Here is a 26095-nt window from a genome sequence, read left to right on the forward strand (position 1 = left end):
ATCTCAGCCAAGGCCGGGATCTCGACCTCGCGCGCGACGCGCCGGCAAGATCCCGGCCTTCGCCGAGACGGCGATCAGGTCGGATTTACGCGCTGAATTCGGCCAGCGCAGCTTCGATATCGCTGATCCGAAAGGGTTTGGCGACCAGCTTGCGGTGGGCATGCACCGACGGCAAAATATCGCCGCCCCCCGAGGTGAACGCAAAGGGAATCCCCCGCTCGGCTAGCGCATCGGCAACCGGCCAGCCCTTTTCGTCACCCAGATTGATGTCGACGAGCGCCCCGCCGAGCGATTCGGTCGCGATGATCGCCAGCGCTTCGTCCATGCTCGCCGCCTGCGCGGGCTCGGGCAGGCCCAGTGCGTCGAACATGTCGGCGAGCATCATGCCGATCAGCACATCGTCCTCGACGAGCAGGATACGGGTTCCATCAGCCATTTTTCAACCGGTGCGCGGCGTCGTCGAGCGCCGCCGAGGTCGCCTCGGCGAGTTGCGCGACCGAAAAGGGTTTGGGAAGGAACCCTACATCGTCGATGTTGATCGACTGGCGCAATTGCTCCTCGGCATAGCCCGACATGAACAGCACGGGCAGGTCGGGCCGCTTGGCGCGTAGCGCGCGGACCATCGCGGGTCCGTCCATCGTCGGCATCACGACATCGCTGATGATCAGGTCGACCTCTGTCATCTGGGCAAAGCGTTCGAGGCCTTCCTCGCCTTGCGATGCGGTGACCACGGTGTAACCCGCGCGAGTCAGCGCGCGTTCGGCCACCGCGCGCACCATATCTTCGTCCTCGACGAGCAGGATGGTGCCGGTGCCCCACTGGCTTTTCTTGGGCTTGGCAGGCGGCGGCGCCACCACCGGGGTCTCGCTGCCCGCGCGGTGGACAGGCAGGTAGATGGAAAAGCTTGTCCCCTGCCCCGGCTTGCTGTCGGCAAAGATGTACCCCGCCGATTGCTTGATGATGCCGTAAACCGTCGACAGGCCGAGCCCGGTCCCTTTCCCGACATCCTTGGTAGTGAAAAAGGGCTCGAAAATCTTGGGCAGCACGTCGGCGGCGATGCCGGTGCCAGTGTCGCTGACCTTGAGCGCGCAATAATCCGCGGGCGGCATGAACTCATTGCCCATCTGGCGCACATCGGCGGCCGATACCGGAAAGGTTTCGATCGTCAGCGTCCCGCCGCCCGGCATCGCATCGCGCGCGTTGACCGCCAGATTGATAATCACCTGTTCCAGCTGCCCCGGGTCGGCGCGCACCGCACCCAGCCCACGGCCATGATGGACGGACAGCTGGACGGTTTCGCCGATCAGCCGCTTGAGCAGATGCGACACCTCAGAAATCACGTCCGGGAGCTGTAGGATCTGTGGCCGCAGCGTCTGTTGCCGCGAAAAGGCGAGCAACTGCCGCGTCAGGCTGGCGGCGCGGTTGGCGTTGCTGCGGATCTGCTGAATGTCATCATAGTCGCTGTCGCCCGGCGTATGGCGCATCAGCATCAGGTCGCAGGCGCCGAGCACCGCGGTCAGGATATTGTTGAAATCATGCGCAACACCCCCGGCGAGTTGCCCCACCGCCTGCATCTTCGACGCCTGCGCGACCTGGCGTTTCAACCGCGATTCCTCGCTCGAATCCTTGAGACTGAGGAGCACTGCCGCCTCACCCAGTCCGCGCACCCCAACCACGCGGATCGACACCGGTTCGCCGCTTTGCCCCGCCAGCCGGATCGACAGATCGCCCCCGACCTGCTGCCCGCTGCTGTGGCGGCGGATCATGTCGGCGAGCGGCCCCTTGTCCTCACCGACGACGATGTCACCGGGGTAGCGCGGCATCTTGCCTTCGCCGAGGTTCGCGGCACGAACAAAGGCGCGGTTCATATAGAGGAAGCGCCCGTCGCGATCGACCATCGCCAGCCCGAAAGGAAGCAGCGACAGCAAGGTTTCGACATAGGTCTGCGCGGTCCCGCGATCGGCCGGTCCCATTTCCTCATCAAGTAGCGCGAGCAGCACCGGCGTGTTGCCGTCGGCCGGCGCCAGTGGGATTTGCAGCATCCGTACTGGGGTGGCGCGGTCGCCCTCGCGCGCAAAATAGAGCGCGCCGCCATCGTCGATGCGCAGCATCGGGGCAACATCGCGGCCAGCATAATGGCCGGCGTCATCCTCTCCGAGCGCGCGGAGAAGAAATGCCTGATTGGCGACGCGCAGCCGCCCTTCCGCGTTAACGAGCGCCGTCATTACCCCGGCATGGCCGAGCGTGCGACCCGCTGGACCATCAAGATGGCGGGTGATTTCGGAGGCTAGGTCGAGTCGTTCGAGCGCAGAGAAACGCCAGACGAGATAATCCTCGGCCTGGCCGGTGCGCGTAACGTGCGCCCGCAATGGCAGCGGACCGATTGCCAGGTCGTCGGCGCGTCCCTCGCCATCGCGCCACGCCATGCGCCCGGCGTTTTTCAGGACATCGGCGCCGCGCCCATCAAGCGGCAGGCCGGGCGGCGTAACGAAGCCGCCCATCCAGGTTCCAAACAGGTCGTTCGCACACACCATACGGCCGGCACGATCGGTGACTGCGATCGCGACGTCGTCGTGGTTGACCGCCTGACGCAGCATCGTCCAGTCAGGCAGCACGGCCTCGCCCATGACCGCCGCAGGAAATAGGCGCCGCGCAAGCAAAACGCCGCCAACTGCGACTGAGAGCCCTGCAACGAAACCCGCCGCAAGCACCATATCGCGCGTCGCCCAGAACAGCAGCGCGGTCGAGAGCAGCGCCAGACCGCCGAGCAGGCCCATATCGACCCGCGACAACCCCGACGGCACCGAAAGCGGGCCGACGGAACCCGCCCCCCTGCCGATATCGGAATCAGCGGAAGGCAGGCTCGTCGCGGTCAATGACAGACTTTCTTATCGGCGCATCACCAGATGCGGACGCGGTCCTTGGGCGCCAGATACAGCTTCTGGCCTTCCTTGATCTGATAGGCTTTATACCAAGGGTCAAGGTTGCGCGAGACCCAAGTCCGCTGAATCGACGGCGAATGCGGATCGGTGGTGATCCGCTGCGAAAGATTCTGCTCGCGATAGTTGCGGCGCCACACCTGTGCCCACCCGAGGAAGAAGCGCTGGTCGCCGGTCAGCCCGTCGATCACCGGTGCTTCCTTGCCACCGAGCGAGGCCTTGTAAGCGTCGTAAGCCACCGTCAGCCCGGCAACGTCGCCGATATTTTCGCCCAGCGTGAAGGTGCCGTCGAGCTTTTCGCCTGGCAGCACTTCATAGGCGTCATATTGCGCGACCAGCGCCTTGCCCGCGGCCTCGAACGCCGCGACATCGGCGGGGGTCCACCAGTCGGCAAGCTTGCCGGTTTCGTCATATTTCGCGCCCTGATCGTCAAAGTGATGGCTGACTTCGTGGCCAATTACTGCGCCGATGCCGCCATAGTTGATCGCCGGGTCGGCGTGCGGGTCAAAGAAAGGCGGCTGCAGGATCGCGGCGGGAAACACGATCTCGTTCATGCCAAAATTGGCATAGGCGTTGACCGTCATCGGGGTCATCCCCCATTCCCAGCGGCGGATGGGACCGCCCAGGCGGCTGATATTGTCGTCATGCGCGAACTGGTTCGAACGCAGTGCGTTGCCGAACAGGTCGTCCGCCTTGATCTCGAGCTTGCTATAATCCTTCCAACGGTCGGGATAGCCGATCTTGGTAGTGAAATTGGCAAGCTTCTGCTTCGCCTTCGCTTTGGTCGCCGGCTGCATCCACGCCAGCCCGTCGATGCGGCGGCCCATCGCGGCGAGGACATTCTTGACCAGCTTGTCCATCTCCGCCTTGGTTTCGGGCGGGAAATATTTCGCAACATAGTCCTGGCCGACGGCTTCGCCCAGGTTGCCGGTGGTGAAATCGACCGCGCGCTTCCAGCGCTCCTGCATCTGCGGCGTGCCCGACAATGCGGTGCCATAGAATGAGAAGCTCTCCTGCGCGAATTTCTCGGGCAGCACGCCCGAAAAACCGTCGAGGCTGCGCACCAGCAGCGCATCGCGGATCACCGCAATCGGCGCGTCGGCGAGCAGCTTGGCTTCGCCGGTGAAGGCGCTCGGCTGCGATACCAGCAGCGAATCTTCCTTAACCCCCAGACCGCGGATGAAGGTCGCAAAGTCAAAACCGGGTGCCGCCGCAACCAACTCAGCGATCGTCATCTTGTTGTAGACTTTGGTGGCGTCGCTGCTGTCGTTCTTGTCCCAATGGATGGTCGCGATCTGCTTTTCAAAGTCATAGAGCGCCTTGGCGCGCGCCGCGGCGTTGGTTTCACCCGCGAGCGTCAGGACATTTTCCAGATGCGTCAGGTAGGCGGCCTGCAGCTTGGCGTTGCGCTCATTGTCCTTCAGGTAGAAATCGCGGTCGGGCATACCAATGCCGCCCTGAAACATCGTGTAGATATAGACGTCGGGGTTCTTGTCGTCCTGACCGACAAAGCCGCCAAAGAAATGCTGGACGCCGCTGCGGTCGGCCTCGGCGAGCAGCGCGGCAAGGCCGGGCTTGTCGACGGCACGGATTTTGGCGAGCCACGGCTGGATCGGCGCCAAGCCTTTTGCCTCGACTGCCGCGCCATCGAGATAGGCGGCATAGTTGCGCCCGATCATGCTGCTTTGATCGGCTTTCGCGGCGTCGAGGATTTCGCGAGTACGCTGCTGCGACAGATCGCCGAGCGCGGTGAACATGCCATAGTTGGACTTATCGGCCGGGATCGTGGTGTTCTTGGCCCAGGTGCCATTGGCATAGCCGTAGAAATCATCGCCCGGCCGGACCGTTGTGTCCATACCCGCGGTGTCGAAGCCAAAGGTGCCGAGTTCGGGCTTGGCTGCGGTTTCGGCGGCGGGTGCGGGTGCGGCCTTTTCCTTGGCCACAGTCGGTACGGCGGAAATCAGCATTGCGCCCAGCGCGGCGGTCGCCAGCAGGCGCGAAGAAACATGCAAAAGAGTCATGATAGTCCCCAGTTTTCAAAACGAAGCTACGATGCACAGCGCGTTCGCGCCGCACGCGGTTGCGATGTACTAGCTATACGACCGCGCGCGCGCCGTTCAACCTGCGGGGGTGTCGCTGGTCGATGCCTCAAGTCGTTGGTCGCGCGCGCGCTGCAATTTGCGCCGCCAGCGGAGGCGAATCCAATTGTCCCAGAAAATCGAGGCGAGCACATATCCGACCGCTGCCGAAACCAGCGAGATGACCAGCAGCCCGGAAAGCATGGCGGGCGCCGCATCCGAAAACACCCAGCGCGCCCACTCGCCCGCCGATGCGCCATGTTCGATCATCGCCGAAAAAGTCGCGCTATTGGCCTGAAGCCCGAACAGCCAGTCGCCGAGCCACACCGATGCCAGGATGATGAACGGCGTCGTCACCGGGTTCGACAAAAAGGTCATCGCGGCGCCAATCGGGATGTTCGCGCGGACCGGCAGCGCAAGCAGCGCAACGCCCAATATCTGAATGCCAGGGATCAGGAAAAAAATGCCGACGAAAAGGCCAAGCGCGGTGCCGCGTGGCACCGACGTCCGGGTAAAGCGCCACAAGTGGCTGTGTGCGACGCGATGTGCAAACGGTTTGACGAACCGGCTTGCGAGCAATTCTTCGCGCGTCGGCGAATTGCGGCGGATCCAGTTCATCACTGCCGCCTTATCGCGAGGTTTGCCGCCGCTCATCCGCGCTCTTTCATCAACCGCTGCTTGTCGCGCTTCCAGTCGCGTTCCTTTATCGACTCCCGCTTGTCGTGCGCCTTCTTGCCCTTGGCGAGCGCGAGTTCGACCTTGGCGCGGCCGCGGCTGTTGAAATAGACCGACAGCGGAACAAGCGTCATGCCCTGCCGCGCGACGCCGGCATACATCTTGTTGATCTCGCGCCCACTTAGCAGCAGCTTGCGCGGGCGCTTGGGTTCGTGGTTGTGGCGGTTGCCATGGCTGAATTCGGGGATATTGCTGTTGATCAGCCACACCTCGTTGCCCTTCACTTCGGCATAGCTTTCGGCGATCGTGCCTTCGCCGAAGCGCAGCGATTTGACCTCGGTCCCTTGCAATGCGATCCCCGCCTCGAACACCTGTTCGATGGCAAAGTCAAAGCGCGCGCGCCGGTTTTCGGCAACGACCTTCTTCTTGTCGAATTCGGCGGCAGACTGCGGACGGGCCATTGAACCTACAAAACTCCTGCCGCACGCAAAGCGGCATCAACTGCGGTGCGCGATGCGCCGTTCGCCGGGATAATAGGTAGGCGCACTTCGGGCGAAAACCAGTCGTGGACGCGCGAAAGCGCATATTTCACAGGCCCAGGCGAGGTATCGGAGAACATCGCCTGATGCAGGTTGAACAGGCGGTCGTGCAAAACCAGCGCCCGTGCCCAGTCGGCGCCGGCGCACGCGGCGGCGAAATCGGCGCAGAGACGCGGCGCGACGTTGGCCGTGACCGAAATGCAGCCGACGCCGCCCATCACTGCATGTGGCAGCCACAGATCATCATTGCCGCTCAGCTGGCAGAAATCACTCCCGGCGCCCGCGCGGTGGACCGTCACCCGGGCGAGATCGCCGCTCGCGTCCTTGACCGCTACGACACTCGGGATTTCGGCGAGCTTGCACATCGTCTCGGCGCTGATGTCCGCGACGGTGCGGCCGGGGACGTTATAGACGACAATCGGCAGATCGCTGGCATCGGCGAGCGCCTGATAGTGCGCTATCATGCCTTCCTGGCTCGGCCGGTTGTAATAGGGCGCGACGATCAGCGCCGCGGCCGCGCCCGCGGCCTGCGCGTAACGCATGTGGCGCACGGCGGTCGCGGTGTCGTTAGAGCCGCACCCGGCGATCACCGGCACGCGACCCGCAGCCGCCTGGATGCAGCTGTCGATCACCTGATAATGTTCGTCGAATCCGAGGGTCGGGCTTTCGCCGGTCGTACCGCACGGGACCAACGCGCTGGTCCCTTCCTTGATCTGCCAATCGACAAGGCGTGCGAAGGCAGGCGCGTCGAACGCCCCATCGCGGAATGGCGTCACCAAAGCGGGAATAGACCCCGAAAACATGCCCCGCTCCTTTACAAAAACACGGGCCAGCCGGTAGAGTCCCGACGGCGCGCCGCTAATGGACGCCTATTCAGCGCCCCGCAAGGAGTTTGGCACTAACATGCACGGCATGAACACGCTGCCCCGTATTTCGCGCCTGGCGCTCGCCATGGCTCTGCTCATTCCGACGGCGGCCAACGCCAGCGAACTGACACCCGAGCAAATGGCATGGTACCGCGCGCAGATGGGCCTCGCCTCGACGTCGGGGCCGCCGCCGTCGACCAATTCGGTCGGCGACGCGGTGATGGAATGGCGGCGCTTGACTGCGAACACCGGTGCCTCGTTCGACCAACTGTCGCGCTTCCTGATGACCAACAAGGGCTGGCCCGACGCCGACAAGATGCGCACCCGCGCCGAAAAGGCGATCGCGATCGACAGCTTCGATCCGCCGCGCACCCTCGCCTTTTTCCAGGCCTTTCCGCCGCAGACCGCGAGCGGCCATTTGCGCTACGCGCTGGCGCTCAACGCATCGGGGCGCCGCGACGACGCCAATGCCGCGGTGCGCCGCGCGTGGGTTAGCGGACCATTGGACGAGGCCGAGACGAACCGCGTGCTCGGCCTGTTCCCGGGCGCGATAACCCCCGCGGATCATGACGCGCGGATGGACCGTTTGCTGTGGTCGGGCGCAACCGCCGCGGCCAGCCGCCAGCTCGCCTATACCTCGCCCGAGCGACGCAGCATTTTTGCGGCACGGCTCGCGCTGCGCAGTTCGGCGGTCGATGCCGCGTTGCAGGCCACGGCGGTCGAAAGCGCCAACCCGTCGCTGATCCGGACCGACGCCGGCTACATCACCGACAAGGCTACCTGGCTGCGCCAGACCGGCCGCGTCGGCGAAGCGCGCGCGCTGCTCGCAGCGCCGCGGTCGCTCGCCAAAGCGCCCACCGATCCCGAAGAATGGATCGAAACTCTGCTGACCAACGCGCGGCAGGCCGACAGCGGTGGCGACAAGCTCACCGCCTATAATATCGCGCGGCAGATCGACGACGCCTTCCCGCCGGGAACGGTGATCCGCGAAACCCCGCTCAGCGTGCGCGACGACTACACCTCTCTGGCGTGGCTGGCCGGACAGCTGGCGTATAAGGATATGCGCCGCCCGGCGGAGGCCGTGAAACTGTACCGCGCCTATGGCGAAGCTGCCCGGTCGGCGCAGACGCGCACCAAGGGCTTTTACTGGGCGGGGCGCGCCGCACTCGCCGCTGGCGACCGCTCGGCCGCCAACGCCCATTTTGCTGACGCCGCGCAGCATTACGACCAGTTCTATGGCCAGTTGGCGCTCGAGCGACTCAGTCGTCCGCAGCCCCGACCGACACCCAATCCCACGATCCAGGTCAGTAGCAACGACAAGCGCGCCTTTGACGACGACCGACTGGTCCGCGCCGCGCGCGCGCTCGGCGAAATCGGCGCGTGGCGCGAACAGACTTTGTTCCTGCGCGCGCTGTCGCAAAAGGCGACCTCGCCCGCCGACCATGTTCTCGCCGGACAATTGGCGTCGCAGATCGGGCGCCCCGACCTTGGCGTGATGATCGGGCGTAGCGCGCAAGCAAACAGCCTTGATGCGGTTGAGGTCGCGGGCTTCCCGACTGTGCGCGTGCCCGCGGGACATGAGGGCAACTGGACCTTCATTCACGCGATCACGCGGCAGGAAAGCCAGTTCGACCGGCAGGCGATCAGCCACGCCGGTGCGCGCGGCATGATGCAGCTGATGCCCGGCACAGCGAACGAGGTCGCAGGCAAACTCGGACTTTCGTATAACCGCGATCTGCTGACTACCGACACCAATTACAACATGATGCTGGGATCGACCTATTTCCAGCAGATGCTGCGCTATTTCGGTGGCAGCTATCCACTGGCGGTCGCCGCCTACAACGCCGGACCGGGCAATGTGAACAAATGGCTGCGCGCCAACGGCGACCCGCGCACCGGGTCGATCGAGATGATCGACTGGATCGAGGCGATTCCGATTTTCGAGACCAAAAATTACGTGCAGCGCGTGCTCGAAAACGCGGTGGTGTACGACACGCTGCAACCGGGCAAGACGCTGCCGCAGGCGCCGCTCAGCTTCTACCTCGGCAAACGCACCCCCGGATAAGTCCGCGTGGCGGAGGAACGTAGCAATATCATCTCGCCGACCGGCTTTGCTGCGCTGCGCGCCGAATATGACGCATTGTTCGGCAATGAGCGGCCCAAGCTGGTCGAGGTGATCAGCTGGGCGGCGGGCAATGGTGATCGCAGCGAGAATGGCGACTATATCTATGGTCGCAAGCGATTGCGCGAGATTGACCGGCGGCTGTCGTTCCTGGCGCGGCGGATGAAGGCGGCGCGCGTCGTCGATCCCGCCATGCAGCCCGACAAGAGCCGCATATGGTTCGGTGCCACCGCCGAGCTAGCCGATGACGGCGATGCGCGGCGCATCGTCACGCTGGTTGGCGACGACGAAGCCGAAGCCGGCGACGGCCGGATCGGGTGGAACAGCCCCCTCGCCCGCGCGCTGCGCGGCGCCGCGGTCGGCGATTTGCGCATCGTGCAGCTGCCCGCCGGGCCGAAAGAGTGGGAGGTGATGGCAGTCCGCTATCCGTGACCCGTCACTCGCTAAGCCCCGCAATCAGGTCGCGTTGATCCCTACGCAGCTCGGGCAGATCGCGCGCAAGCTTGGCCCAGTGCGCAGCTTCCTTTGCGTCAGCCACCACGCCGATCCCCTTGGCATAAGCGTCGGCGAGGATTGCGCGCGACCCGGCAAAGCCCGCGCGCGCCGCAACGCCGCAGTCCTCGACCGCCCCCGGCAGCGTTTTCGCAGCGAAATGCGCTTCGCACAGCCAGTGGTTGCCTTCGGGATTGCCCAAAGCCGCAATCTTCCGCAGCCGCGCAAGGTTTGCCGCGCGAGTATCGGCGAAATAGGTCAGCGCAAAAATCGCCGCCGGATGCCCCTTTTCCGCCGCCTCGGCGTAGAGTGTCTGCGATCGCGCGAAATCAGCCGGGCCGAAGGTACCGGCCGCGAGACGATAGGCGAGATGCGTCTTCGCCTTCGAGAACCCGGCATTCGACGCCGCAACATAGAGGTCATAGGCGCGGGTCACGTCGGCGGGCGACGGATCGTTTTCCAGCAGCAGATAGGCCAACTCCTGCTGACCCGCCGGAAACCCCTGCGCCGCCGACGCCTCAAGATACGCCCGTGCGCGCGGCAGGTCTTTCTTCAATCCAACCCCGAGCGAGAACATATAGCCCACCAGCTGCTGCGCCAGCGGATGCCCGCCATCGGCGAGCGCGATCAATTCGCTGGCGGGATGGCGTGACAGGACGTCGGCAATCAGGACGGGCTCGTCCTCGATCGCCAGCCGGTCGAGCGAAATGTCGGCGAGCGAACCGGCGGCGGTGCCGCGCGTCGTCCTTTGGGCAACTGCGCCCGGCGGCGGCGGCGGCGCGGAAAACGGACGCAGCGTCGTCGCCGGCGCCGCACGCATCGGCACCTCGGGCGGCGCGACCAGATAATAATCGTCGAACCAGCTGCCATAATGAAATGGCTGCTGCGGTCCAAGCGCCATACCATGCGTCCGCTGGTAAACTTCGCGCGACACAATTTTGAAATAATCCGAGATTTCCAGACCCGGAATGCCCAGTTCCTTGACCACCGCTGCAGCAAACGGGCTGACGGGTGATCCGACCGGCGCGAAGTCGAGCGCGGGCCGTCCCTTTGCGGTCGAATAGAACACCGCCCCCTGCCCGATGTCGAGCAAACCCAAGGGGGCCGAAGCCGCATCGCCCGCCGCCACATTGACATCCTCGATCCGCACCACCGGTTCAGCGGTGCGGCACGCATCGACAAATAACAGCGTAAACGCGCCCGCAGGCACCACGCGCTTCACCGCGGCCTCGATCGACAGATAGCGCTTTTCGACATCCGCGCGTCGGGTCGCGGGCGGCGCCTCCATCGGGACGAGCCAGTTGCGCCCGCCATATTCGAAACCATGTCCGGCATAGTAGATGATCACCGACTTTGCCCCCGCCGCCTCCGCAGCAAAGCGCGTCAGCGCCGCGTCGAGCGTCGCCATGTCGGCATTGCGGACGATCCGCGGCGAAATCCCGGCCTTGGCAAAGGCGGCGCAGACATAGTCGATGTCGTTGACCGCGTTCTTCAGAGACGGCCATTCCCAGTCATTATAGGCGCTATTGCCGATCAGCAGCGCGACGCGCTCGCCCTGCAGCGGCGCATTACCGCACGCGGACGGCTGGGCGGCGGCCATCGGTGCAGCACAGAAAAGGGTCAGAAGCGCTGCGATCAACGTACCGATCCGCGATCCGGTCACTATGGTCTATCCCCCTCACAACGACTGCGCGGTCACGCCGAAAATTGTCGGAATTCTGCGCAACTTCACTCTGAAATCGCATTTGCCCTGCGCCGATCCACCGACCTGACGAAGGGTAGGTCAGCGTGACGATGTAGGAAAGCGGAAACTGGGCTGTGCGGACGGTCACCGACACATCTAGACGATAGCGGTACGGGTGATAATCTGCGCAGGGCCAAGAGAGGATGAAATGATGCGAAGCTTGGGATTGGCGGCCGTCTTGTTGCTCCCCGGTGCGGCGCACGCCGCGCCCAATCGCCCGCCGATACCGGCTCTTACCGACCAATATCTTCTCGATCAGCTCGAACTCGGCGAGGAAATCGAAGCACGCGCCGATGGCGACCTCAACGGCGACGGCGATATCGATACGGTATTCGTCGTCTCCAGCCCTGACGAACGCCATCTCTATGTGGTGCTCAGCTATCGGGCCGAAACCGATATTGGCCACCAACCTGGCGGTGACTTCAAGCTGGAGCCCGATCCGTTGGGCCCAGCCGACCTTTCGATCAGCAGGGGCGTGTTGACAATCAAGGACTTGACCGGCGGAACCACCGCGCTGTCAGCGACCTATCGCTATCGCGCCGCCACCACGAAGGATGGACCGCGAATGCGGCTGATCGGCCTTGACGCCACCGTTTACAGTCGCACCTATGCCCATGACGGCAGCGAAATGAGCTGGAATGTCGCTACCGGCGATACGATCACGACATTTTTGAAGATGTCGGCGGGAGATGGCCCGGGATATGACAAACTCTACGCGCGAAAGTTCAAGCGACCGGCGCGGACGATCTATATGGAGGACACGCCGGAACCCGAGCTCGAGCTGGTCGGGGTGTCAGAAGCGAAATAGCCGACGCCGCCCCGCCGACGAAAGCTCACGGCTGCAACAGCGCCGGAATGATCCAGATTGCCGACATCACGATCACCACTGCAATCAGCGAAAAGCCCAGCACATAGCGGACATTATGCCCTTTGACTCCCCCGCTCGCTTCGGTCTCGGTCACTTCGACATGTTCGTCGACGATTTTCATGGTGCGTTTCCCTTCCAACTCGTCCGCCTAATACGCGGCCCTTGCACAGGCGGTTCCCGCGCGGCGCCGGGGAGGTAAATGCCAGAGGGTCTATAAGCCGGGTTCTGTCCACCCCTTGCGGGGATGGGCGATCATTCCTCTAGGCGAACGGTTACCCGAACGCTCAAGCAGTCAACCCGGATGGCGGGGCCGGAACCAGCCCTGAGACCGAACTCGTGCCATCCCTATTCGACCTTGCTCCCGGTGGGGTTTGCCGTGCCGCGCCTGTTACCAGCCGCGCGGTGCGCTCTTACCGCACCCTTTCACCTTTCGCCGGGCCGAAACCCAGGCGGTTTGCTCTCTGTGGCACTTTCCCTGAACCGGTCCGAAGACCGGCCCGCCGGACGTTATCCGGCACCGTGATTTCCGTGGAGCCCGGACTTTCCTCCCCCGGCAGGATACCCCACCGGCGGCGATCGCCCAACCCTCTGGCAGAGCAGCGTATAGCGCGAACGGGCAAGCAATACGAGCGTTTGTGACGAGGGGCTGGCTTGGCGTGGCGAGCCGTTACCTCCCTTCGTTACCCCGGACCCGATCCGGATCCCGCTTCTTTGGGGCAATCTCCGCCATTTCGCAAAAAGCGGGACCCCGGATCAATTCCGGGGATGTGAGAATTCTATGGCTGATTTCGATCACTAGCCGTGAAACTGCTTTTGGTACCATTTCGCAGGGTGCTTACATCTGCGATGGCAAGCGAGCGATGCACTAGTTCCATCGGACCCTCGCTTAAATGGCGCTAGTCGTCGTAACCTCGCTCACCCGCACTGGAGGCGTCGGTGATGAAATTGGGTGTCAAAGCAGCCTTTGACAGGGAAATGGCGGACGCGCAGTCTGCCGAAGCAATTGGCGATATCGCTCTTGCCAAGCACCATCTTGAGCGTGCGCATATCCTCGGACAGCGCTGGTATGCAGCCCATGTGAAACCGCATTTTCACATGTTGCGGCTCGCCCTGAAGCAGCCGGATACCAGCGAGGCGCGGGGTCAGCTCGTGAGACGGATCGGCGCCGCACCCTTTCCCCTTGCGGGCTGGGTTCCCGACGGCAACACTCGCGGGGCGGATGTCTCGCCAACGATGCCGATGCCGATCCCGCCGGACTTGCAGTTCTTGGTCGAGGGCCATTCGCTGCGCAACGGCTTGATCCTGCGGGGCGCTGTGGTCGCCGCCCTGGTTGCTGCCTATCTGCTTTTTGGGCGATGAACCGGCGAATGGTGCACGGCTGTGCGGCAGAGTTGGGCTTGTAACGGGCGAGGAAGCTGCCACTTCCTTTCGGTCCTCCCGACGAAGCCCGCGATCTCGCCGGAGCTTCAATCCGACATGGTAAAATCCCGGCTTTCGCCGAAATGACAATCTTTGTTGGTGGCACCTATCGGCCTCAACCTGCCAGTCAATTCCCCTCGGGCTGCGGCAACAGCAATGCCAGCAGGATAGCCCGGCATTCGCCGTCGATCGTGCCGTCGATCAATTCGGGCCGGAACCGCCGCTGGAACGCAACTGTCGCGGCAAACCCGTCGGTCACGTCGTAACCAAAGCGTTCGAGCGCAAGCAGAAACCCCGCGTCGGTCCACAGCGGATCGGTCAGTTTTTTGCGCGGGCGCGGCAGCGCGAGGCGGCGGCGCGCGAGTTCTTCCCACGGGAACAGTTCACCCGGATCCTGCTTGCGCGTCGGCGCGATGTCCGAATGGCCGATGACATTGCCGCGTGTAATGGCGTGCCGGTCCTTGATGATATGGACCAGCCGCACGACCGAGGCGACCTGCGCATCGGGAAATGGCACATAGCCGAATTCATGCCCCGGATTGACAATCTCGATTCCGACGCTGGCCGAATTGATGTCGCTGATCCCGCGCCAGTGCGACTTGCCCGCGTGCCAGGCGCGCTTGTCCTCGGGCACCATATGCGTGATCTGGCCATCCTCGCTGACGACATAGTGCGCCGATACCTTCGATTCGGGGTTGGCAAGCCAATCAATGGCTTCGGAACCGCTCTTCATACCCGTGTAATGCAGCACGATCATCGAGATGGGCAGCGCGCGCTCGTCCAGATTGGGTGACCAGCGTTCGATAAAATCGCTCATGCGGTTGGCGGCCCATGTTGTCTCGCCCCAGCACGGAGCGGTAAGTCACCTGCGCCAGCGCGGCGCAAAATGCAAGGTCAGGCGGCCGCCGCTCGGCGCACGTGCTGGTCGGCGGGTTCGTAAAGGCCGCGGAGACGCGGACTGGCGACGAACTGGTCGGTTTGACCAAGCACAGTTTCGCCCGCCCCAAGCACCAGGAAGCTCTGCGGGGCCGCCATCGCGCGCAGCTTTGCGAACGCCTTTTGCCGCATCGGCGCAGAGAAATAGAGCAGCAGGTTGCGGCAGAAGATCAGATCGGCCGAACTCGCGAGCGGCGGCCGGTCGGTCAACATGTTCTGCACCGTAAAGTCGATGCGGCGGCGCAAATCCGCCTTGGCGAGCCAGCCGCCTTCGGTCTGGTCGAACCAGCGCACCATACGCTGGACGGGCAGCCCGCGCTGAATCTCAAACTGGCTGTATAGGCCGACGCGCGCACGGCTGATCGCGTGGTAGCTGACGTCGGTTCCGACGATATCGACCTGCCAGCCTGCCCATTTTTCGCCCTGTTCGGCGATCAGCATCGCCAGCGAATAGGCCTCCTGCCCGGTCGACACGCCGCAATGCCAAATGGTCAACCGCCGGCGCAGTTTATTGATCTCGCGCAATTTCTCAAGCACGGTGACAGCTATATCGTCGAACAAGCTATATTCGCGATAAAAATAGGTTTCGTTGTTGAGCATCGCATCGACGGTGTCGTCGAGCAATTGGCGGCTGTTCGATGTGACCAGCGCCGCCACCAGCGCGTCGAGATCTGCGATATTGTGGCGTTGCATCACGGGTTTGAGCGACATTTCGATGCGCCAAATTCGACTGGGTGACAGCGTCTGCCCTGTCCGCGATTCGAGCACCCGCATCAGGACGCGATACGCCGATTCGCTGGCGCTGCTCCCCATCATGATTGGCGCCTTCCGGGCAGGAAGCTGCCGAGCATCAGCGCGATTGCATCGGGATTGAGCGTTGCGGCGGCGATCCCGGCCTTGGCGACCGCGCCTGGCATGCCCCAAATGACGCAACTTTCGGGCGCCTGCGCAAAGATCGTGCCGCCAGCCTCCTTCAGCCGCGCCGCACCGATCGCGCCGTCGCGGCCCATGCCGCTGAGGATCACGGCCACGCCACCCTTGCCATATACGTCAGCCACCGAATCGAGCATCGGGTCGGCCGAGGGGCAGCAGCCGTTGTCGACAACGCGATGATCGAGCGCGATTTGATGCAGGCGACCGTTGGCGACGACGCGCAGATGGGCATCGCCGGGGGCCAGATAGATATGTCCCTTCTCGACGGTCATTCCGGCCTGGGCGACGGACACCATGCGTTCGGTCATCGTCGCGATTTGCTTGGCATAAAATTCCATGAAAGCGTCGGGCAGATGCTGGGTGAGCAAGATCGGCGCGGTGACCCGCGGATCGAGGTTGGCGAGGAAATTGGCGAACGCCGGGATGCCGCCGGTCGACGCGGCAACGGCGATACATTCGATCGGCTGATCGCTGCCAACCGCCAGCGCGACCGGCGGCGGCGCGCGGCGTTCGCCAACGGGCACCGGCGCCGGGAAATCCTCCTGGTTGCCCAGCGACATGATGCGGTCGGTGAGCACTTCGGCAAAACGGCCCGAAAAACTGCCACGGCCGGGCTTGGCCAGCGTATCGCTGGCGCCGAGCGCGAGTGCCTCGATCGCCGCCGGGCCGCCTTCGACGCAGTTCGATGAAAGGATCAGCACCCGCGCCTTGGCGGCGCGCGTCAGGATATGCGGCAGCGCGTCGATCCCGCTCATCCCGGGCATTTCGATATCGAGCACCACAACATCGACGGGTTCGCGGGCCAGAAAGGCGAGCGCGTCGTGCGCCGAGGCCACCGAGGTGCAGACCTCGAGCCCCGCCCGCTGATCGACAATGCGCTCGAGTATGCTGCGGACAACCAGACTGTCGTCGACCAGCATAACCCTCACCGTTCGCGCTGACGGTTCGGGATCGGGATTCAGGGGGAGCGGCCGCGCTATCGACATCGTCTTACGCGACGCCGACGAGCTGCAATTTTCCTTCCAGTGTTTCACGGTCGAACGGCTTCATCACATATTCATCGGCGCCCGCTTCGATCGCGGCGCGGATATGATCGATGCTGTTTTCGGTAGTGCAAAACACGACCCGCGGCCGTTCTTCATGCCCATAATCGAGGTCATTGAACGCGCCCAGAAACTCCATGCCGCTCATCACCGGCATGTTCCAGTCGAGCAGGATCACGTCGGGGCGGTTGGCGCGGCAAAAGGTCAGCGCCTCCTGCCCATCGGCGGCCTCTTCGACGGCGAAGGCCATGCTCTCAAGGATATGGCGTGCGACCTTGCGAATGACTTTGCTGTCATCGACGACCAGGCAAGATTTCGACATTAATACCTCCGCAACCCAGATTTCACGCCATGCTAGTGTGAAGGAGTGTCCAGCCCGTTAACTCACGCTGCTTTGAGCGCAGGCAAAGTGATGAAATGCGACGGATCGACAACGAGCAGCGAAGCGCCCTGATGCTCGATCATTGCATCGGCGACGCGCGCCCAGCCGGGCAGCAATTTTCCCGCGACGCGCGTTTCGGGCGCTTCGATGAAACAGACATCCTCGATCGCATCGGCGAGCAGTGCGTAGCCATGATCGGCAACATCGACGACGATCACCCGCTGCCCCGATGCCACCGGCACCGCGGGCATGCCGATGACGACATGCGGATCGATCAGCGTGAATACGCGGCTGCGGAGCGCAAACAGCCCCGCGACATGCGGCGGTGCGCCGGGGACTTCGACAGGGATACCGACGGTCACCACCGAATTGATCGCGCGGCTGCGCAGCGCGACGCGAGTGTCAGCGATGCGCGCGATCAGATAGAGTTTTTCCATCATGTGCGGATTCCTCCGACGCGGCGCGCCAGTGCGTCGAGCAGCGCCTGGCGGTCGTAACGATAGACAGTTTCGTCGTCAGGCCCGGCGGCAGCAACCGCGCTGCGCAGGCGGATCATCGGAATTTCGTCGCCAACATGGGCGCAAGACGCACCATCTTCGGTGAGGCAGAGCAAGACATCGGGCGCGTCATCTGCCGCGTCATCGTCCGACACCACACGGTAACCGGCGCTCCGCAGGATCGGCGCGAGAAAATTGCCGCCCCAACCATCATGATCGTCGGAGAGACGGCAGAGCGGCTGATTCGGCCGCGACACGTCATCCAGCGCCCCATATTGCGCCATCAGCCAGAAGGGATCGATCAGTTCGACGGGCTCGCCGCAGACCAGCACGACGCCCGCGATGAGTCCCGGCGCCGCCGACGGTTGCACCGCGTCGGGCAAACGAACGATGTCGATCACTTCAGCGATCGGATAGCAGAGCACCGATTGACCGTCGAACAGCCGCAACAGCTTTAGCGATCCCTCTGCGTCGGGGAGTTTCGCGGTGTGCACCGCAAAAATTTCGTCGCCGATCTGTACCTGAATCCGGCCAGCGCTCTCAAACAGCGCCGATGCGGGCACTTCCTCGACCCGCTCGATCACCGACAATCGTACCCCGCGGACCCGGCCATTTGTGTCGCGGAACAGCAGCAGCTGCGCGGCATTGCGCGCGGCGTTCGCTTGCGCTTCGGCGGCGGCCATCTGATCATGATTGCGGCCCGTTTCGGTCGCGTCGATCGCCGCAACGGCAACCAGCCCCTGCACATCGAGCAGCAACACCGGGCGGCCGTTATCAGGCAGTGTCGTTCCGGCATAAAGCCCCGTCGCCATGATCATCGGCGCTGCGGGCTTGATCACCAGTTCCTCATGATCGTGAATCGCCGCCACGCTCAGCGCGTAGCTTTGTCCCTGCCCCGGCCGCACGATCACCAGCGCGCGGTCATCGACATCGTCGTCGTCAGATGCTTCACGCCCGAGCACCTTTTCGAGCCGTAACAGCGGATATTGTTCGCCGCGGACGGTCGCCAGTTCGCCGCCACCAACGCGATCGATCCGCACCGTGTCGCCATTTTCAAGCAGGATTTCGCGCACTGCACCGCGTGGAATGGCAAAATATTGCCCGGCCGCGCGCACCATCAGCCCCGATATGATGGTCAACGTCATCGGTACGCGGAGCAGGATCGTCAGCCCCCGGCCCTCATCGTTGCGCAGTTCGACGACGCCGCCGATCTTCTCGACATTGGCCTTGACGATATCCATGCCGACGCCGCGCCCCGACACTTCGGTAATTTTTGCGGCGGTCGAAAAACCGGGACGAAAGACGAGCTCGAGCTTATCCTTTGACGACAGCGCGCGTGCTTCGGCGGCCGTGATCGCGCGCGATGCGATCGCCTTTGCCACCAGCGCGTCAGGCGACATGCCGCGACCGTCGTCGCGAACTTCGATTTCGATCTGGTTGCCCGACTGGCGCGCTGACACCGAAATGGTCGCGGTGATATCCTTGCCCGCCGCGACGCGGTCCTCGAGCGCCTCGATGCCATGATCGATCGCGTTGCGCACGATGTGGATTAGAGGATCGCGGATATTTTCCATCATCTCGCGGTCGAGCTCGACCTCGCCGCCGCTGGTCTGAAACGCGATCTTCTTGCCCATATCCTGCGCCAGATCGCGCACGATGCGCGGCAGCGGCGCGAACAGCTTGTCGATCCGCTGCATCCGCATCTGGCTGACCGATTGACGCATCCCGGCGATCGAATCCGAAAGGCGGTCAAACGACGCGATTACCGCCGGACTGACACCCGATTCGCGGAGCATCCGGGCAAACTCATTGCGCGCGAGGACGATGTCGGTGACCCCGGTCATCACGCTGTCGAGCAGTGGCAGCGGTACCCGGATCGAGCGCCAGCTTTGCAGTTCACCGCGAAAATCATCATCGCGGCGCAGCGGCACACCTGCCACCAATTGGCCCGGATCTGCCGACGAATCTGCTTCGGCAAGCGCCGCAATCACGTCTCGGTCGTCACCCGAGGGTTCAAAGCCATCCTTGCCCAACGCGCTGCAAAGCATGTGGAGCCGGTCGATAATCGCAAGGACGCCGGTCACCAGCGCAGCATTGGCCTTTCGCTTGCCGCGTCGAACCTGATCGAGCGCATCTTCGGCGGCGTGCGAAAGCGCAGTGATGCGCGGCAAGTCGAGGAAGCTGGAGCTGCCCTTGGTCGTGTGAACTAGCCGGAAAATCGCGTCGAGCTGCGCGCGATCGGCGGGATCCGCCTCCCACGCGACGATCGCGCCGCCAGCCTCGGCCAGGATTTCCGCCGTTTCGGCCAAAAAGTCGTTCAGCAGATCGTCTATCACGGTACCGGTGCGCCCCAGAAACTGAAGCTGCACCATGGCCGAGAATGGTTAAGGGAGGCTTTACCCGCGCCCGCGCAGCACTGCGCCAACCAGCAGCGACGTCGGCGTTTCGCGCGCGAGCATCACCGTGCCGCCGTTCTGCGCCGCGACCGCCTGCACGAGCACAGCCGGTGCAGTGCGTGAGGTCATCGCGGTGGCGCCTTCGCCATCGCGCAGGATGGTTTCGACATCGGCGTCGAGGAAGATCCGTTCGGCCTCGACGTGCAGCGCGATTTCGATGCCCTCGCCCTGATTCTCACACCCGACATCAAGCCGCCCGCCGCGCACCAGCGCATCGACGAGGAGCAACGACAGGTTGAGGATGATCTTCACCGCGGGTTTGGGCAGCGGATCGCTGCCGATCATCCAGTTCAGGTCGATCGCGCGGTCGCCGATGATCCCCTGAATCGCCGATTTGGCTTCGTCCGCCGGGACCAGTTCGCCGAATCCGCCCGCCGACCCGAAGGCGAGGCGAAAAAATTTCAGCTTGTTCGCCGACGTCCGCGCGCTTTGTTCGAGCAGTTCGAAACAGCGTTCGCGCATCGCCGGGTCCTTTTCGTCGGCGAGCAGTTCAAGGCCGTTGGCAAAGGCACCGACCGGGCTCAGCAGATCGTGGCACAGCCTCGAAGCGAGCATGGAGGCGAAATCGACGCGATCGTCGGACATGGATTGAATAACTCCCCGCAAGCCGGACGTTTCCGGTTCGCGGATGCTCCCTAGGACAGGCAGCAACCCAGAGGCAAGTAGCATCCCCAAAACCCGGTCGCATCGAGCAGGACCTGGGGAACGGCACCTTGAAATCTCGCGTCCCGGAACCACATCCTCATCAATGCAGGGGGATGACAATATTCTGACCGTGGCGCTCGACGAAAGCGCGGCTGGACTGCGGCTGGACCGGGCGCTAGCCGAAGCTATGCCCGACCTGTCGCGCGAGCGGGTCAAGAGCTTGATCAAGAACGGCCGCGTCGCCACGGCGAGCGGTACAGTTCTGCGGGATCCTTCGGCCAAAGCCGCGCCCCCCACGATGCTGGAAGTCCGCGTCCCCGCCGCCACGCAGACGCATAATGTCGCGCAGGATATGGGCTTGGTGATCGCATATGAAGACGAGCACCTGATCGTCATCGACAAGCCGGCGGGCATGGTCGTGCACCCCGCAGCCGGCAATTTCGACGGGACGATGGTCAATGCCCTGCTTCATCACTGCGCGGGGCAGCTATCCGGGATCGGCGGCGTCGCGCGGCCTGGCATCGTCCACCGCATCGACAAAGATACGAGCGGCCTGATCGTCGCCGCCAAACATGATCGCGCCCACGAAGGACTGGCGAAGCAGTTCGCGGCGCACAGTATCGACCGCCGCTACACCGCGATCGTGACCGGACGCCCGATGCCTGCCAGCGGCACGGTCGACGCCGCGCTCGGCCGGTCGAACACCAATCGCAAGAAGATGGCAGTGGTCGCTGCCGGCCGCGGCAAGCGTGCGGTGACGCACTACCGCACAATCGAGCCTTTGCGGCATGCCAGCCTGATCGAATGCCGCCTCGAAACCGGGCGCACGCATCAGGTGCGCGTTCATATGGCGCATGTCGGCCATCCCTTGGTCGGCGACCCGGTCTATGGACGCGCCCGAAAGCCGCTGTCCGAGGTGCTGAATGCGCAGAATTTCGCCCGCCAGGCATTGCACGCCGCCCATTTGGGCTTTATTCATCCGATGACCGGTAACAATATCGCGCTCGACAGCGAAATCCCCCCGGACATGCGGGAACTGATCGAAGAATTGCGCGTTTAGGTTTCGAATGAAAATCTATCTCGACCGCCCTAAACAATGGCGGCATATTCCGACTCCAGATACCAAAGGGAAGACGCTCTCCAATGGCTAAAAGCAATGTCCCGGCAACGGTTCCAGCGCTTGGCGGCGAAGCCAGCCTGAACCGCTATTTGTCGGAAATCCGTAAATTCCCCCTGCTGACCCCCGAGCAGGAATATATGCTCGCGAAGCGGTTCCAGGAGCATGGCGACAACGAAGCTGCCGCGCAGCTCGTCACCTCGCATCTGCGGCTCGTGGCGAAGATCGCGATGGGTTACCGCGGCTATGGCCTCCCGGTGAGCGAGCTGATCAGCGAAGGCAATATCGGCCTGATGCAGGGGGTGAAGAAATTCGACCCCGAACGCGGCTTCCGCCTCGCAACCTATGCGATGTGGTGGATCCGCGCCTCGATCCAGGAATTCATCCTGCGCTCGTGGAGCCTCGTCAAAATGGGCACCACCGCAGCGCAGAAGAAGCTGTTCTTTAACCTGCGCCGGATGAAGAACAACCTCGAAGCGTTCGAGGACGGCGACCTGTCGCCCGAACATTTGACCAAGATCGCGACCGACCTCGGTGTCACCGAGGAAGAGGTCACCAGCATGAACCGCCGCATGGCGATGGGCGGCGACACCTCGCTGAATGTCCCGATGGGTGAGGATGGCGACAGCCAGTGGCAGGATCTGCTCGGTGACGAAGGCCCGCTCCAGGACGAGCGCGTCGCCGAGGCGCAGGAACGTGACGTGCGCCATTCGCTGCTCAGCGAAGCGCTCGAAACGCTCAACGAACGCGAACGCCATATCCTGACCGAGCGCCGCCTGACCGACGATCCCAAGACGCTGGAAGATCTGAGCCAGGTATATGACGTCAGCCGCGAGCGCGTCCGCCAGATCGAGGTGCGCGCCTTCGAAAAGCTGCAAAAAGCGATGCTGAAGCTGGCCGGCGACCGGCGCCTCATCAACGCCTGACGACGTTTCCAAATTGACCAGTGCGCCCGCGATTTGACTCGCGGGCGCATTTGGCTAGCCTCCCTCGCGGGTCTAACGAGGGGGAAATATCATGTGGAAATGGATCCGTATTCCCAAGGGCATCGCGCTCCTGGCATTTCTATTGCCCTGGATGACCGTCAGCTGTTCCGACCAAAAACTTGTCGAGGCGAGCGGCTTCGGCCTCGCCTTCGGCCGCGTCACCGCCATGGGGCAAGCCTCGCAGGCCGGTGACGGCGCGTCGATAAATGTCTGGCTGATCCTCGCGCTGCTCGCGATCGCAGGCGGCCTGTACCTGCTGTTCACCAAAGGACGTGAAGCTGCCAAGCTCGTCCTCGGCACTTCGGTCGCCGCGTTGCTGCTGATCGTTGTCGGCACCTGGCGCTACAGCAAGGATACGATTTTGGCCGAAGCCGCCAAAAATGAAGGCGGCGCGATGGATCAGGCCGCGCTGGCGATGATCCAGGTCAACTGGCACTTCGGCTACTGGCTCGCGCTGCTGTCGTTGATCGCTGCCGCGGTCATGGCGTGGCTGGTGGTGAGCGGCAAGGAAGCCGAGGCCGAAGCGAAAATGCGCGCGATCGCCGCCGATGCCAGCGACGCGGCGAAAGGTGCGGCGGCCAAGGCCAGCGAGGCCATCGACGCCGGGAAGGACAAAAAGGACGACGAGCCGCCCAAAGCGCCGTGATGGTACTCCGAGGGTCAATCCGCTGCTTGCCGACCGGCGGCAAGCGGCTATGAAACCGGAATGACGACCGCCGCCAAGAAATCCGCAAAGCGCCGCAAACTCCCCTGGTATCTGCGGCCGTTCAAATGGCTGTTGTGGTTCCTGATCGCTTCAGTGCTGTGGGTCGTAATCTATGCGGTCGTGCCGCCGCCGGTGACCTTTACGATGCTGGCCGACAGCAGCGGGATCACCAAGGATTGGACCAGCCTGTCCAGCATCGACCGCAACATGGTGCGCGCGGTGATCGCGGCCGAGGACGGCAAATTCTGCACCCATAACGGCTTCGACGCCGAAGCGATCGAACAGGCGATCGAGCGCAACGCCAAGGGCAAGCGGATGCGCGGCGGATCGACGGTCAGCCAGCAGACCGCCAAGAATGTCTTCCTGTGGCAGGGCAGCGGCTGGACGCGCTACGTCCGCAAGGTGCCCGAGGTCTGGTTCACATTCCTGATCGAGAAAATCTGGGGCAAACGGCGCATCATGGAAGTCTATCTGAACGTCGCCGAAACCGGTATCGGTACCTATGGCGTCGAAGCGGGGGCGCAGCGCTATTTCAAGCACGGCGCCAGTAAACTCACACCGGCCGAAGCGGCGCGCATTGCCGCCATCCTGCCTTTGCCCAAGAAGCGCGAGGCGGTCAGTCCGTCGGGCTTTACGCGGCGTTATGGCAACACCATTCAGCGGCGCATCGGCCAGGTAAGGCGCGATGGGCTGGATGGGTGTATTTATAATTAGAAGAGATCAATCGCTAGAGTCGCGCACTGCGTCGGCGACGTGCAAGAAGCCACCGATAAGCACCACGCCGGCCCCGATGGCGATCCAACCGACGGTTGAGACATTGTTCCGCTGCGCCCGGTCGATCGGCTGGCCGTTGAGCAGAAACCGCCTGCTGCGCTCCAGCGAAAAGGGGCCGGGGCCGGGGGGGGGGGGGGGGGGCGGTGGGCGTTGGCGGGGCTGTCGAAATGACCCGGCAGGCGCAGTTCGACGCGCAGGGATTACGGTCACCCCGATCGGGATGCACGCCCCGCCCGACCACGCCCTCGACGCGGGTCAGGCCGTTTTGGAATGTCATCGGTTCGGCCACGGCCGATGTTGTCAAAGCCGCACTGACAATGAGGCCGCCGATAATGCGCATGTCTGGTCCATGCTCCACCGAAGTTGATCAAGCCTCGCTAAGCGCGCATCGCGACATATCGTCGAATCGGCCCATGCACCGGTACACCGCGGCCGACAGGCAGCACCGACGCTAAGCCGGCTTCCAGCTCTTGCGATCTTCGGCCTGTTTCAGAACCTCAAACGCCGCTTGCCCCGCGGCAAAGCGCTTGGCGGCTTCGGCGTCGCCCGGTTTCACATCGGGATGCGATTCCTTGGCCAGCGCGCGCCACGCTTTTTTGACCGTTTCGAAATCGGCCTCGGGCTCAAGATCGAAGATGTCGAGGGCGCGCATTTCATCGCTGCTGCGTGTCCCGTCGCCGGGACCGCCCCAGGCATAATGCTGCGCCTTGGCATAAGCCCCCGCATCGCGCGTTTCATCAGCGGCGCGCGCGGCGGCGTCTTCGGCGCTGAGGCCTTCGAAATAGTCCCAGCCGCGGTTGTATTCGGCAGCGTGGGTTTCGCAGAAATACCAGCGTTCGGGACTGTTCGGCGATTTCGGCGCGGGGCAGTTGCCGGGGTTGGTGCAGCCGTGTCGATCGCACAGGCGGACCTTTTGCGCTTCGTTGCCAGAGCCATAGGGGCGCCAGCGGGGAAATCCCCAATCGTCGGATCTTTTGGCGCGGCTCATCACCCCCATGTAGCGAGCAAGGGCAGTGATGGCTACCCGTAGGCCGCGAAAAACCTAGGCTTTGGGCTTGTAACCGAAGGCTTTGACCGCGAGTTTGACCACCGCGGGGTCCAGATCAGGGGGCGTCATCGGCACGATCGCCTCCAGCGCCTCGGCGATATGGGTCAGCGCGGCGATGCGCGCCGCTTTCTTGTTGTTGCCGTCGATGACCCGCCACGGTGCCCAGCGCGTGTTCGTCTGCGCGAACATCTCGTCCATCGCCGCCAGATAATCCTTACGCTTGGCCCGGTTGCGATAATCCTCGGCCCCGGTCTTCCAGCGCTTCCACGGATCGTCAAGGCGGTCGGCGAAGCGCTTGTCCTGCTCCTCCTGCGTCAGATGGACGAAGATTTTGACCAGATTGGTGCTGCTGCCCGTCAGCTGCGCCTCGAATTCGTTGATTTCGTCATAGCCCTTGCGCCATTCCTCCTCGCTCGCAAAACCCTCGACGCGCTCGACAAGGACGCGGCCGTACCAGCTGCGGTCGAAGACCGCGATTTCGCGGTTGCCGGGCAGGCATTTCCAGAAACGCCACAGGAAATGGCGCGCCTTTTCCTCGTCAGTCGGCGCACTGATCGGCCAGACATCGAAATAACGCGGGTCGAGCAGCGCGGTCATCCGCTTGATGATGCCGCCCTTCCCCGCAGCGTCCCAGCCCTCGAACATGCTGATGCTTCGCTGGCCATGGGTGATGTGTGCCGCCTGCACCCGCTCCAGTCGCTCCTGCAGCGCTTCCATGGCGTTGTCATAGTCGCCGTCAAATTTCGTACCGGCTTCGTGATCGGAAAGGGAAATGGTCATTGCGCTTCCCTAGCCTAACCCCTGCAGTCAGACCAAGCGCGAAGCGGCGA

The 26095-nt window shown here is 63.4% G+C and carries 25 protein-coding genes and 1 other RNA gene; 8 read left to right on the plus strand and 18 right to left on the minus strand.

Translation table 11 applies throughout. The annotated features are described in order from the left end of the window. Window positions 1–85: 85 nt before the first annotated feature. The 6 genes from IPF76_RS17275 to dapA form a co-directional block, all read right to left on the minus strand. On the minus strand, window positions 86–436 hold the full coding sequence (locus IPF76_RS17275) for a response regulator (protein WP_293846553.1): 351 nt from the start codon (window positions 434–436) through the stop codon (window positions 86–88). Further along, window positions 429–2777, minus strand: coding sequence for a response regulator (locus IPF76_RS17280; protein ID WP_293847391.1), 2349 nt, complete (start codon window positions 2775–2777; stop codon window positions 429–431). Before IPF76_RS17280 ends, IPF76_RS17275 begins: the two co-directional genes overlap by 8 nt. Window positions 2778–2899: 122 nt before the next feature. Next, on the minus strand, window positions 2900–4960 hold the full coding sequence (locus IPF76_RS17285) for a M13-type metalloendopeptidase (protein WP_293846555.1): 2061 nt from the start codon (window positions 4958–4960) through the stop codon (window positions 2900–2902). 96 nt (window positions 4961–5056) lie between these two features. Beyond that, window positions 5057–5635 carry a DUF2062 domain-containing protein gene (locus IPF76_RS17290; protein ID WP_293846557.1) on the minus strand — a complete coding sequence of 193 codons (579 nt, stop codon included), beginning with the start codon at window positions 5633–5635 and terminating at the stop codon, window positions 5057–5059. Between the two features lie 32 nt (window positions 5636–5667). Continuing rightward, window positions 5668–6153: an SsrA-binding protein SmpB gene (gene smpB, locus IPF76_RS17295; protein ID WP_088442006.1), complete on the minus strand. Its 486-nt coding sequence runs from the start codon at window positions 6151–6153 to the stop codon at window positions 5668–5670. Between the two features lie 5 nt (window positions 6154–6158). Further along, entirely contained in the window at window positions 6159–7034 is an 876-nt protein-coding gene (gene dapA, locus IPF76_RS17300) for a 4-hydroxy-tetrahydrodipicolinate synthase (RefSeq protein ID WP_293846559.1), read from the minus strand. Window positions 7035–7092: 58 nt separating this feature from the next. Between dapA and IPF76_RS17305 the strand changes: the two genes are divergently transcribed. Beyond that, complete coding sequence (locus tag IPF76_RS17305; RefSeq protein ID WP_293846561.1) at window positions 7093–9162, plus strand: lytic transglycosylase domain-containing protein; 2070 nt, start codon at window positions 7093–7095, stop codon at window positions 9160–9162. A 6-nt stretch (window positions 9163–9168) separates the two neighbouring features. Continuing rightward, window positions 9169–9651, plus strand: a complete 483-nt coding sequence (locus tag IPF76_RS17310) for a GreA/GreB family elongation factor (protein WP_293846563.1) — start codon at window positions 9169–9171, stop codon at window positions 9649–9651. A gap of 4 nt (window positions 9652–9655) precedes the next feature. On the opposite strand, the gene IPF76_RS17315 is transcribed toward IPF76_RS17310, so the two are convergent. Beyond that, window positions 9656–11374, minus strand: a complete 1719-nt coding sequence (locus IPF76_RS17315; protein WP_293846565.1) for a caspase family protein — start codon at window positions 11372–11374, stop codon at window positions 9656–9658. 229 nt (window positions 11375–11603) lie between these two features. On the opposite strand from IPF76_RS17315, the gene IPF76_RS17320 reads away from it, so the two are divergent. Then, a complete protein-coding gene (locus IPF76_RS17320; protein ID WP_293846567.1) occupies window positions 11604–12263 on the plus strand; it encodes a hypothetical protein in 660 nt (219 codons plus the stop codon). A 25-nt stretch (window positions 12264–12288) separates the two neighbouring features. Here IPF76_RS17320 and IPF76_RS17325 read toward each other — a convergent pair whose 3' ends face one another. Next, window positions 12289–12444, minus strand: a complete 156-nt coding sequence (locus IPF76_RS17325) for a hypothetical protein (RefSeq protein ID WP_293846569.1) — start codon at window positions 12442–12444, stop codon at window positions 12289–12291. 77 nt (window positions 12445–12521) lie between these two features. Next, window positions 12522–12915: RNase P RNA component class A (gene rnpB / locus IPF76_RS17330), an RNA gene on the minus strand. A 347-nt stretch (window positions 12916–13262) separates the two neighbouring features. On the opposite strand from rnpB, the gene IPF76_RS17335 reads away from it, so the two are divergent. After that, window positions 13263–13682 (plus strand): DUF3703 domain-containing protein, encoded by a 420-nt coding sequence (locus IPF76_RS17335; protein ID WP_293846571.1) that lies wholly within the window; start codon window positions 13263–13265, stop codon window positions 13680–13682. A 187-nt stretch (window positions 13683–13869) separates the two neighbouring features. Here the strand turns inward: IPF76_RS17335 and IPF76_RS17340 are convergent, their stop codons facing one another. The 7 genes from IPF76_RS17340 to IPF76_RS17370 all read right to left on the minus strand — a co-directional run bounded on the left by IPF76_RS17340 (window position 13870) and on the right by IPF76_RS17370 (window position 20574). Continuing rightward, window positions 13870–14559 (minus strand): N-acetylmuramoyl-L-alanine amidase, encoded by a 690-nt coding sequence (locus tag IPF76_RS17340; RefSeq protein ID WP_293846573.1) that lies wholly within the window; start codon window positions 14557–14559, stop codon window positions 13870–13872. A 77-nt stretch (window positions 14560–14636) separates the two neighbouring features. Beyond that, window positions 14637–15494: a CheR family methyltransferase gene (locus IPF76_RS17345; protein ID WP_293846575.1), complete on the minus strand. Its 858-nt coding sequence runs from the start codon at window positions 15492–15494 to the stop codon at window positions 14637–14639. Beyond that, window positions 15491–16597, minus strand: coding sequence for a chemotaxis-specific protein-glutamate methyltransferase CheB (gene cheB, locus IPF76_RS17350; RefSeq protein ID WP_293847392.1), 1107 nt, complete (start codon window positions 16595–16597; stop codon window positions 15491–15493). The genes IPF76_RS17345 and cheB overlap by 4 nt, the downstream gene beginning before the upstream one ends. A gap of 4 nt (window positions 16598–16601) precedes the next feature. After that, window positions 16602–16976 (minus strand): response regulator, encoded by a 375-nt coding sequence (locus IPF76_RS17355; protein WP_120215862.1) that lies wholly within the window; start codon window positions 16974–16976, stop codon window positions 16602–16604. Window positions 16977–17038: 62 nt separating this feature from the next. Continuing rightward, complete coding sequence (locus IPF76_RS17360) at window positions 17039–17476, minus strand: chemotaxis protein CheW (RefSeq protein WP_293846577.1); 438 nt, start codon at window positions 17474–17476, stop codon at window positions 17039–17041. Continuing rightward, window positions 17473–19905 carry a chemotaxis protein CheW gene (locus IPF76_RS17365; RefSeq protein WP_293846579.1) on the minus strand — a complete coding sequence of 811 codons (2433 nt, stop codon included), beginning with the start codon at window positions 19903–19905 and terminating at the stop codon, window positions 17473–17475. The genes IPF76_RS17360 and IPF76_RS17365 overlap by 4 nt, the downstream gene beginning before the upstream one ends. A gap of 24 nt (window positions 19906–19929) precedes the next feature. Further along, complete coding sequence (locus tag IPF76_RS17370) at window positions 19930–20574, minus strand: histidine phosphotransferase family protein (RefSeq protein ID WP_293846581.1); 645 nt, start codon at window positions 20572–20574, stop codon at window positions 19930–19932. Between the two features lie 163 nt (window positions 20575–20737). On the opposite strand from IPF76_RS17370, the gene IPF76_RS17375 reads away from it, so the two are divergent. The 4 genes from IPF76_RS17375 (at window position 20738) to mtgA (ending at window position 24157) form a co-directional block, all read left to right on the plus strand. After that, window positions 20738–21694 (plus strand): RluA family pseudouridine synthase, encoded by a 957-nt coding sequence (locus IPF76_RS17375; RefSeq protein ID WP_293846582.1) that lies wholly within the window; start codon window positions 20738–20740, stop codon window positions 21692–21694. 83 nt (window positions 21695–21777) lie between these two features. Continuing rightward, the gene (gene rpoH / locus IPF76_RS17380) at window positions 21778–22677 is read left to right on the plus strand and encodes an RNA polymerase sigma factor RpoH (protein ID WP_088441992.1); all 900 of its coding nucleotides are present in this window, start codon (window positions 21778–21780) and stop codon (window positions 22675–22677) included. A 91-nt stretch (window positions 22678–22768) separates the two neighbouring features. Next, window positions 22769–23383, plus strand: a complete 615-nt coding sequence (locus IPF76_RS17385) for a hypothetical protein (protein ID WP_293846584.1) — start codon at window positions 22769–22771, stop codon at window positions 23381–23383. Between the two features lie 60 nt (window positions 23384–23443). Continuing rightward, window positions 23444–24157 carry a monofunctional biosynthetic peptidoglycan transglycosylase gene (gene mtgA / locus IPF76_RS17390; protein ID WP_293846586.1) on the plus strand — a complete coding sequence of 238 codons (714 nt, stop codon included), beginning with the start codon at window positions 23444–23446 and terminating at the stop codon, window positions 24155–24157. Between the two features lie 511 nt (window positions 24158–24668). Here the strand turns inward: mtgA and IPF76_RS17395 are convergent. Next, window positions 24669–25205 carry a J domain-containing protein gene (locus tag IPF76_RS17395; protein WP_293846588.1) on the minus strand — a complete coding sequence of 179 codons (537 nt, stop codon included), beginning with the start codon at window positions 25203–25205 and terminating at the stop codon, window positions 24669–24671. 54 nt (window positions 25206–25259) lie between these two features. Next, window positions 25260–26045: a polyphosphate kinase gene (locus IPF76_RS17400; protein WP_293846590.1), complete on the minus strand. Its 786-nt coding sequence runs from the start codon at window positions 26043–26045 to the stop codon at window positions 25260–25262. Window positions 26046–26095 lie beyond the last annotated feature (50 nt).

It is taken from the genome of Sphingopyxis sp., from assembly GCF_016704835.1.
Classification (GTDB): domain Bacteria; phylum Pseudomonadota; class Alphaproteobacteria; order Sphingomonadales; family Sphingomonadaceae; genus Sphingopyxis.

Bases quoted from the DNA above. Each gene is read 5' to 3' on its own strand.
- IPF76_RS17275 (WP_293846553.1), bottom strand. From the start codon at position 436: ATGGCTGATGGAACCCGTATCCTGCTCGTCGAGGACGATGTGCTGATC.
- IPF76_RS17280 (WP_293847391.1), bottom strand. From the start codon at position 2,777: ATGGGCCTGCTCGGCGGTCTGGCGCTGCTCTCGACCGCGCTGCTGTTC.
- IPF76_RS17285 (WP_293846555.1), bottom strand. From the start codon at position 4,960: ATGACTCTTTTGCATGTTTCTTCGCGCCTGCTGGCGACCGCCGCGCTG.
- IPF76_RS17290 (WP_293846557.1), bottom strand. From the start codon at position 5,635: ATGAACTGGATCCGCCGCAATTCGCCGACGCGCGAAGAATTGCTCGCA.
- smpB (WP_088442006.1), bottom strand. From the start codon at position 6,153: ATGGCCCGTCCGCAGTCTGCCGCCGAATTCGACAAGAAGAAGGTCGTT.
- dapA (WP_293846559.1), bottom strand. From the start codon at position 7,034: ATGTTTTCGGGGTCTATTCCCGCTTTGGTGACGCCATTCCGCGATGGG.
- IPF76_RS17305 (WP_293846561.1), top strand. From the start codon at position 7,093: ATGGACGCCTATTCAGCGCCCCGCAAGGAGTTTGGCACTAACATGCAC.
- IPF76_RS17320 (WP_293846567.1), top strand. From the start codon at position 11,604: ATGATGCGAAGCTTGGGATTGGCGGCCGTCTTGTTGCTCCCCGGTGCG.
- IPF76_RS17325 (WP_293846569.1), bottom strand. From the start codon at position 12,444: ATGAAAATCGTCGACGAACATGTCGAAGTGACCGAGACCGAAGCGAGC.
- IPF76_RS17335 (WP_293846571.1), top strand. From the start codon at position 13,263: ATGAAATTGGGTGTCAAAGCAGCCTTTGACAGGGAAATGGCGGACGCG.
- IPF76_RS17340 (WP_293846573.1), bottom strand. From the start codon at position 14,559: ATGAGCGATTTTATCGAACGCTGGTCACCCAATCTGGACGAGCGCGCG.
- IPF76_RS17345 (WP_293846575.1), bottom strand. From the start codon at position 15,494: ATGATGGGGAGCAGCGCCAGCGAATCGGCGTATCGCGTCCTGATGCGG.
- cheB (WP_293847392.1), bottom strand. From the start codon at position 16,597: ATGTCGATAGCGCGGCCGCTCCCCCTGAATCCCGATCCCGAACCGTCA.
- IPF76_RS17355 (WP_120215862.1), bottom strand. From the start codon at position 16,976: ATGTCGAAATCTTGCCTGGTCGTCGATGACAGCAAAGTCATTCGCAAG.
- IPF76_RS17360 (WP_293846577.1), bottom strand. From the start codon at position 17,476: ATGATGGAAAAACTCTATCTGATCGCGCGCATCGCTGACACTCGCGTC.
- IPF76_RS17365 (WP_293846579.1), bottom strand. From the start codon at position 19,905: ATGGTGCAGCTTCAGTTTCTGGGGCGCACCGGTACCGTGATAGACGAT.
- IPF76_RS17370 (WP_293846581.1), bottom strand. From the start codon at position 20,574: ATGTCCGACGATCGCGTCGATTTCGCCTCCATGCTCGCTTCGAGGCTG.
- IPF76_RS17375 (WP_293846582.1), top strand. From the start codon at position 20,738: ATGCAGGGGGATGACAATATTCTGACCGTGGCGCTCGACGAAAGCGCG.
- rpoH (WP_088441992.1), top strand. From the start codon at position 21,778: ATGGCTAAAAGCAATGTCCCGGCAACGGTTCCAGCGCTTGGCGGCGAA.
- IPF76_RS17385 (WP_293846584.1), top strand. From the start codon at position 22,769: ATGTGGAAATGGATCCGTATTCCCAAGGGCATCGCGCTCCTGGCATTT.
- mtgA (WP_293846586.1), top strand. From the start codon at position 23,444: ATGACGACCGCCGCCAAGAAATCCGCAAAGCGCCGCAAACTCCCCTGG.
- IPF76_RS17395 (WP_293846588.1), bottom strand. From the start codon at position 25,205: ATGAGCCGCGCCAAAAGATCCGACGATTGGGGATTTCCCCGCTGGCGC.
- IPF76_RS17400 (WP_293846590.1), bottom strand. From the start codon at position 26,045: ATGACCATTTCCCTTTCCGATCACGAAGCCGGTACGAAATTTGACGGC.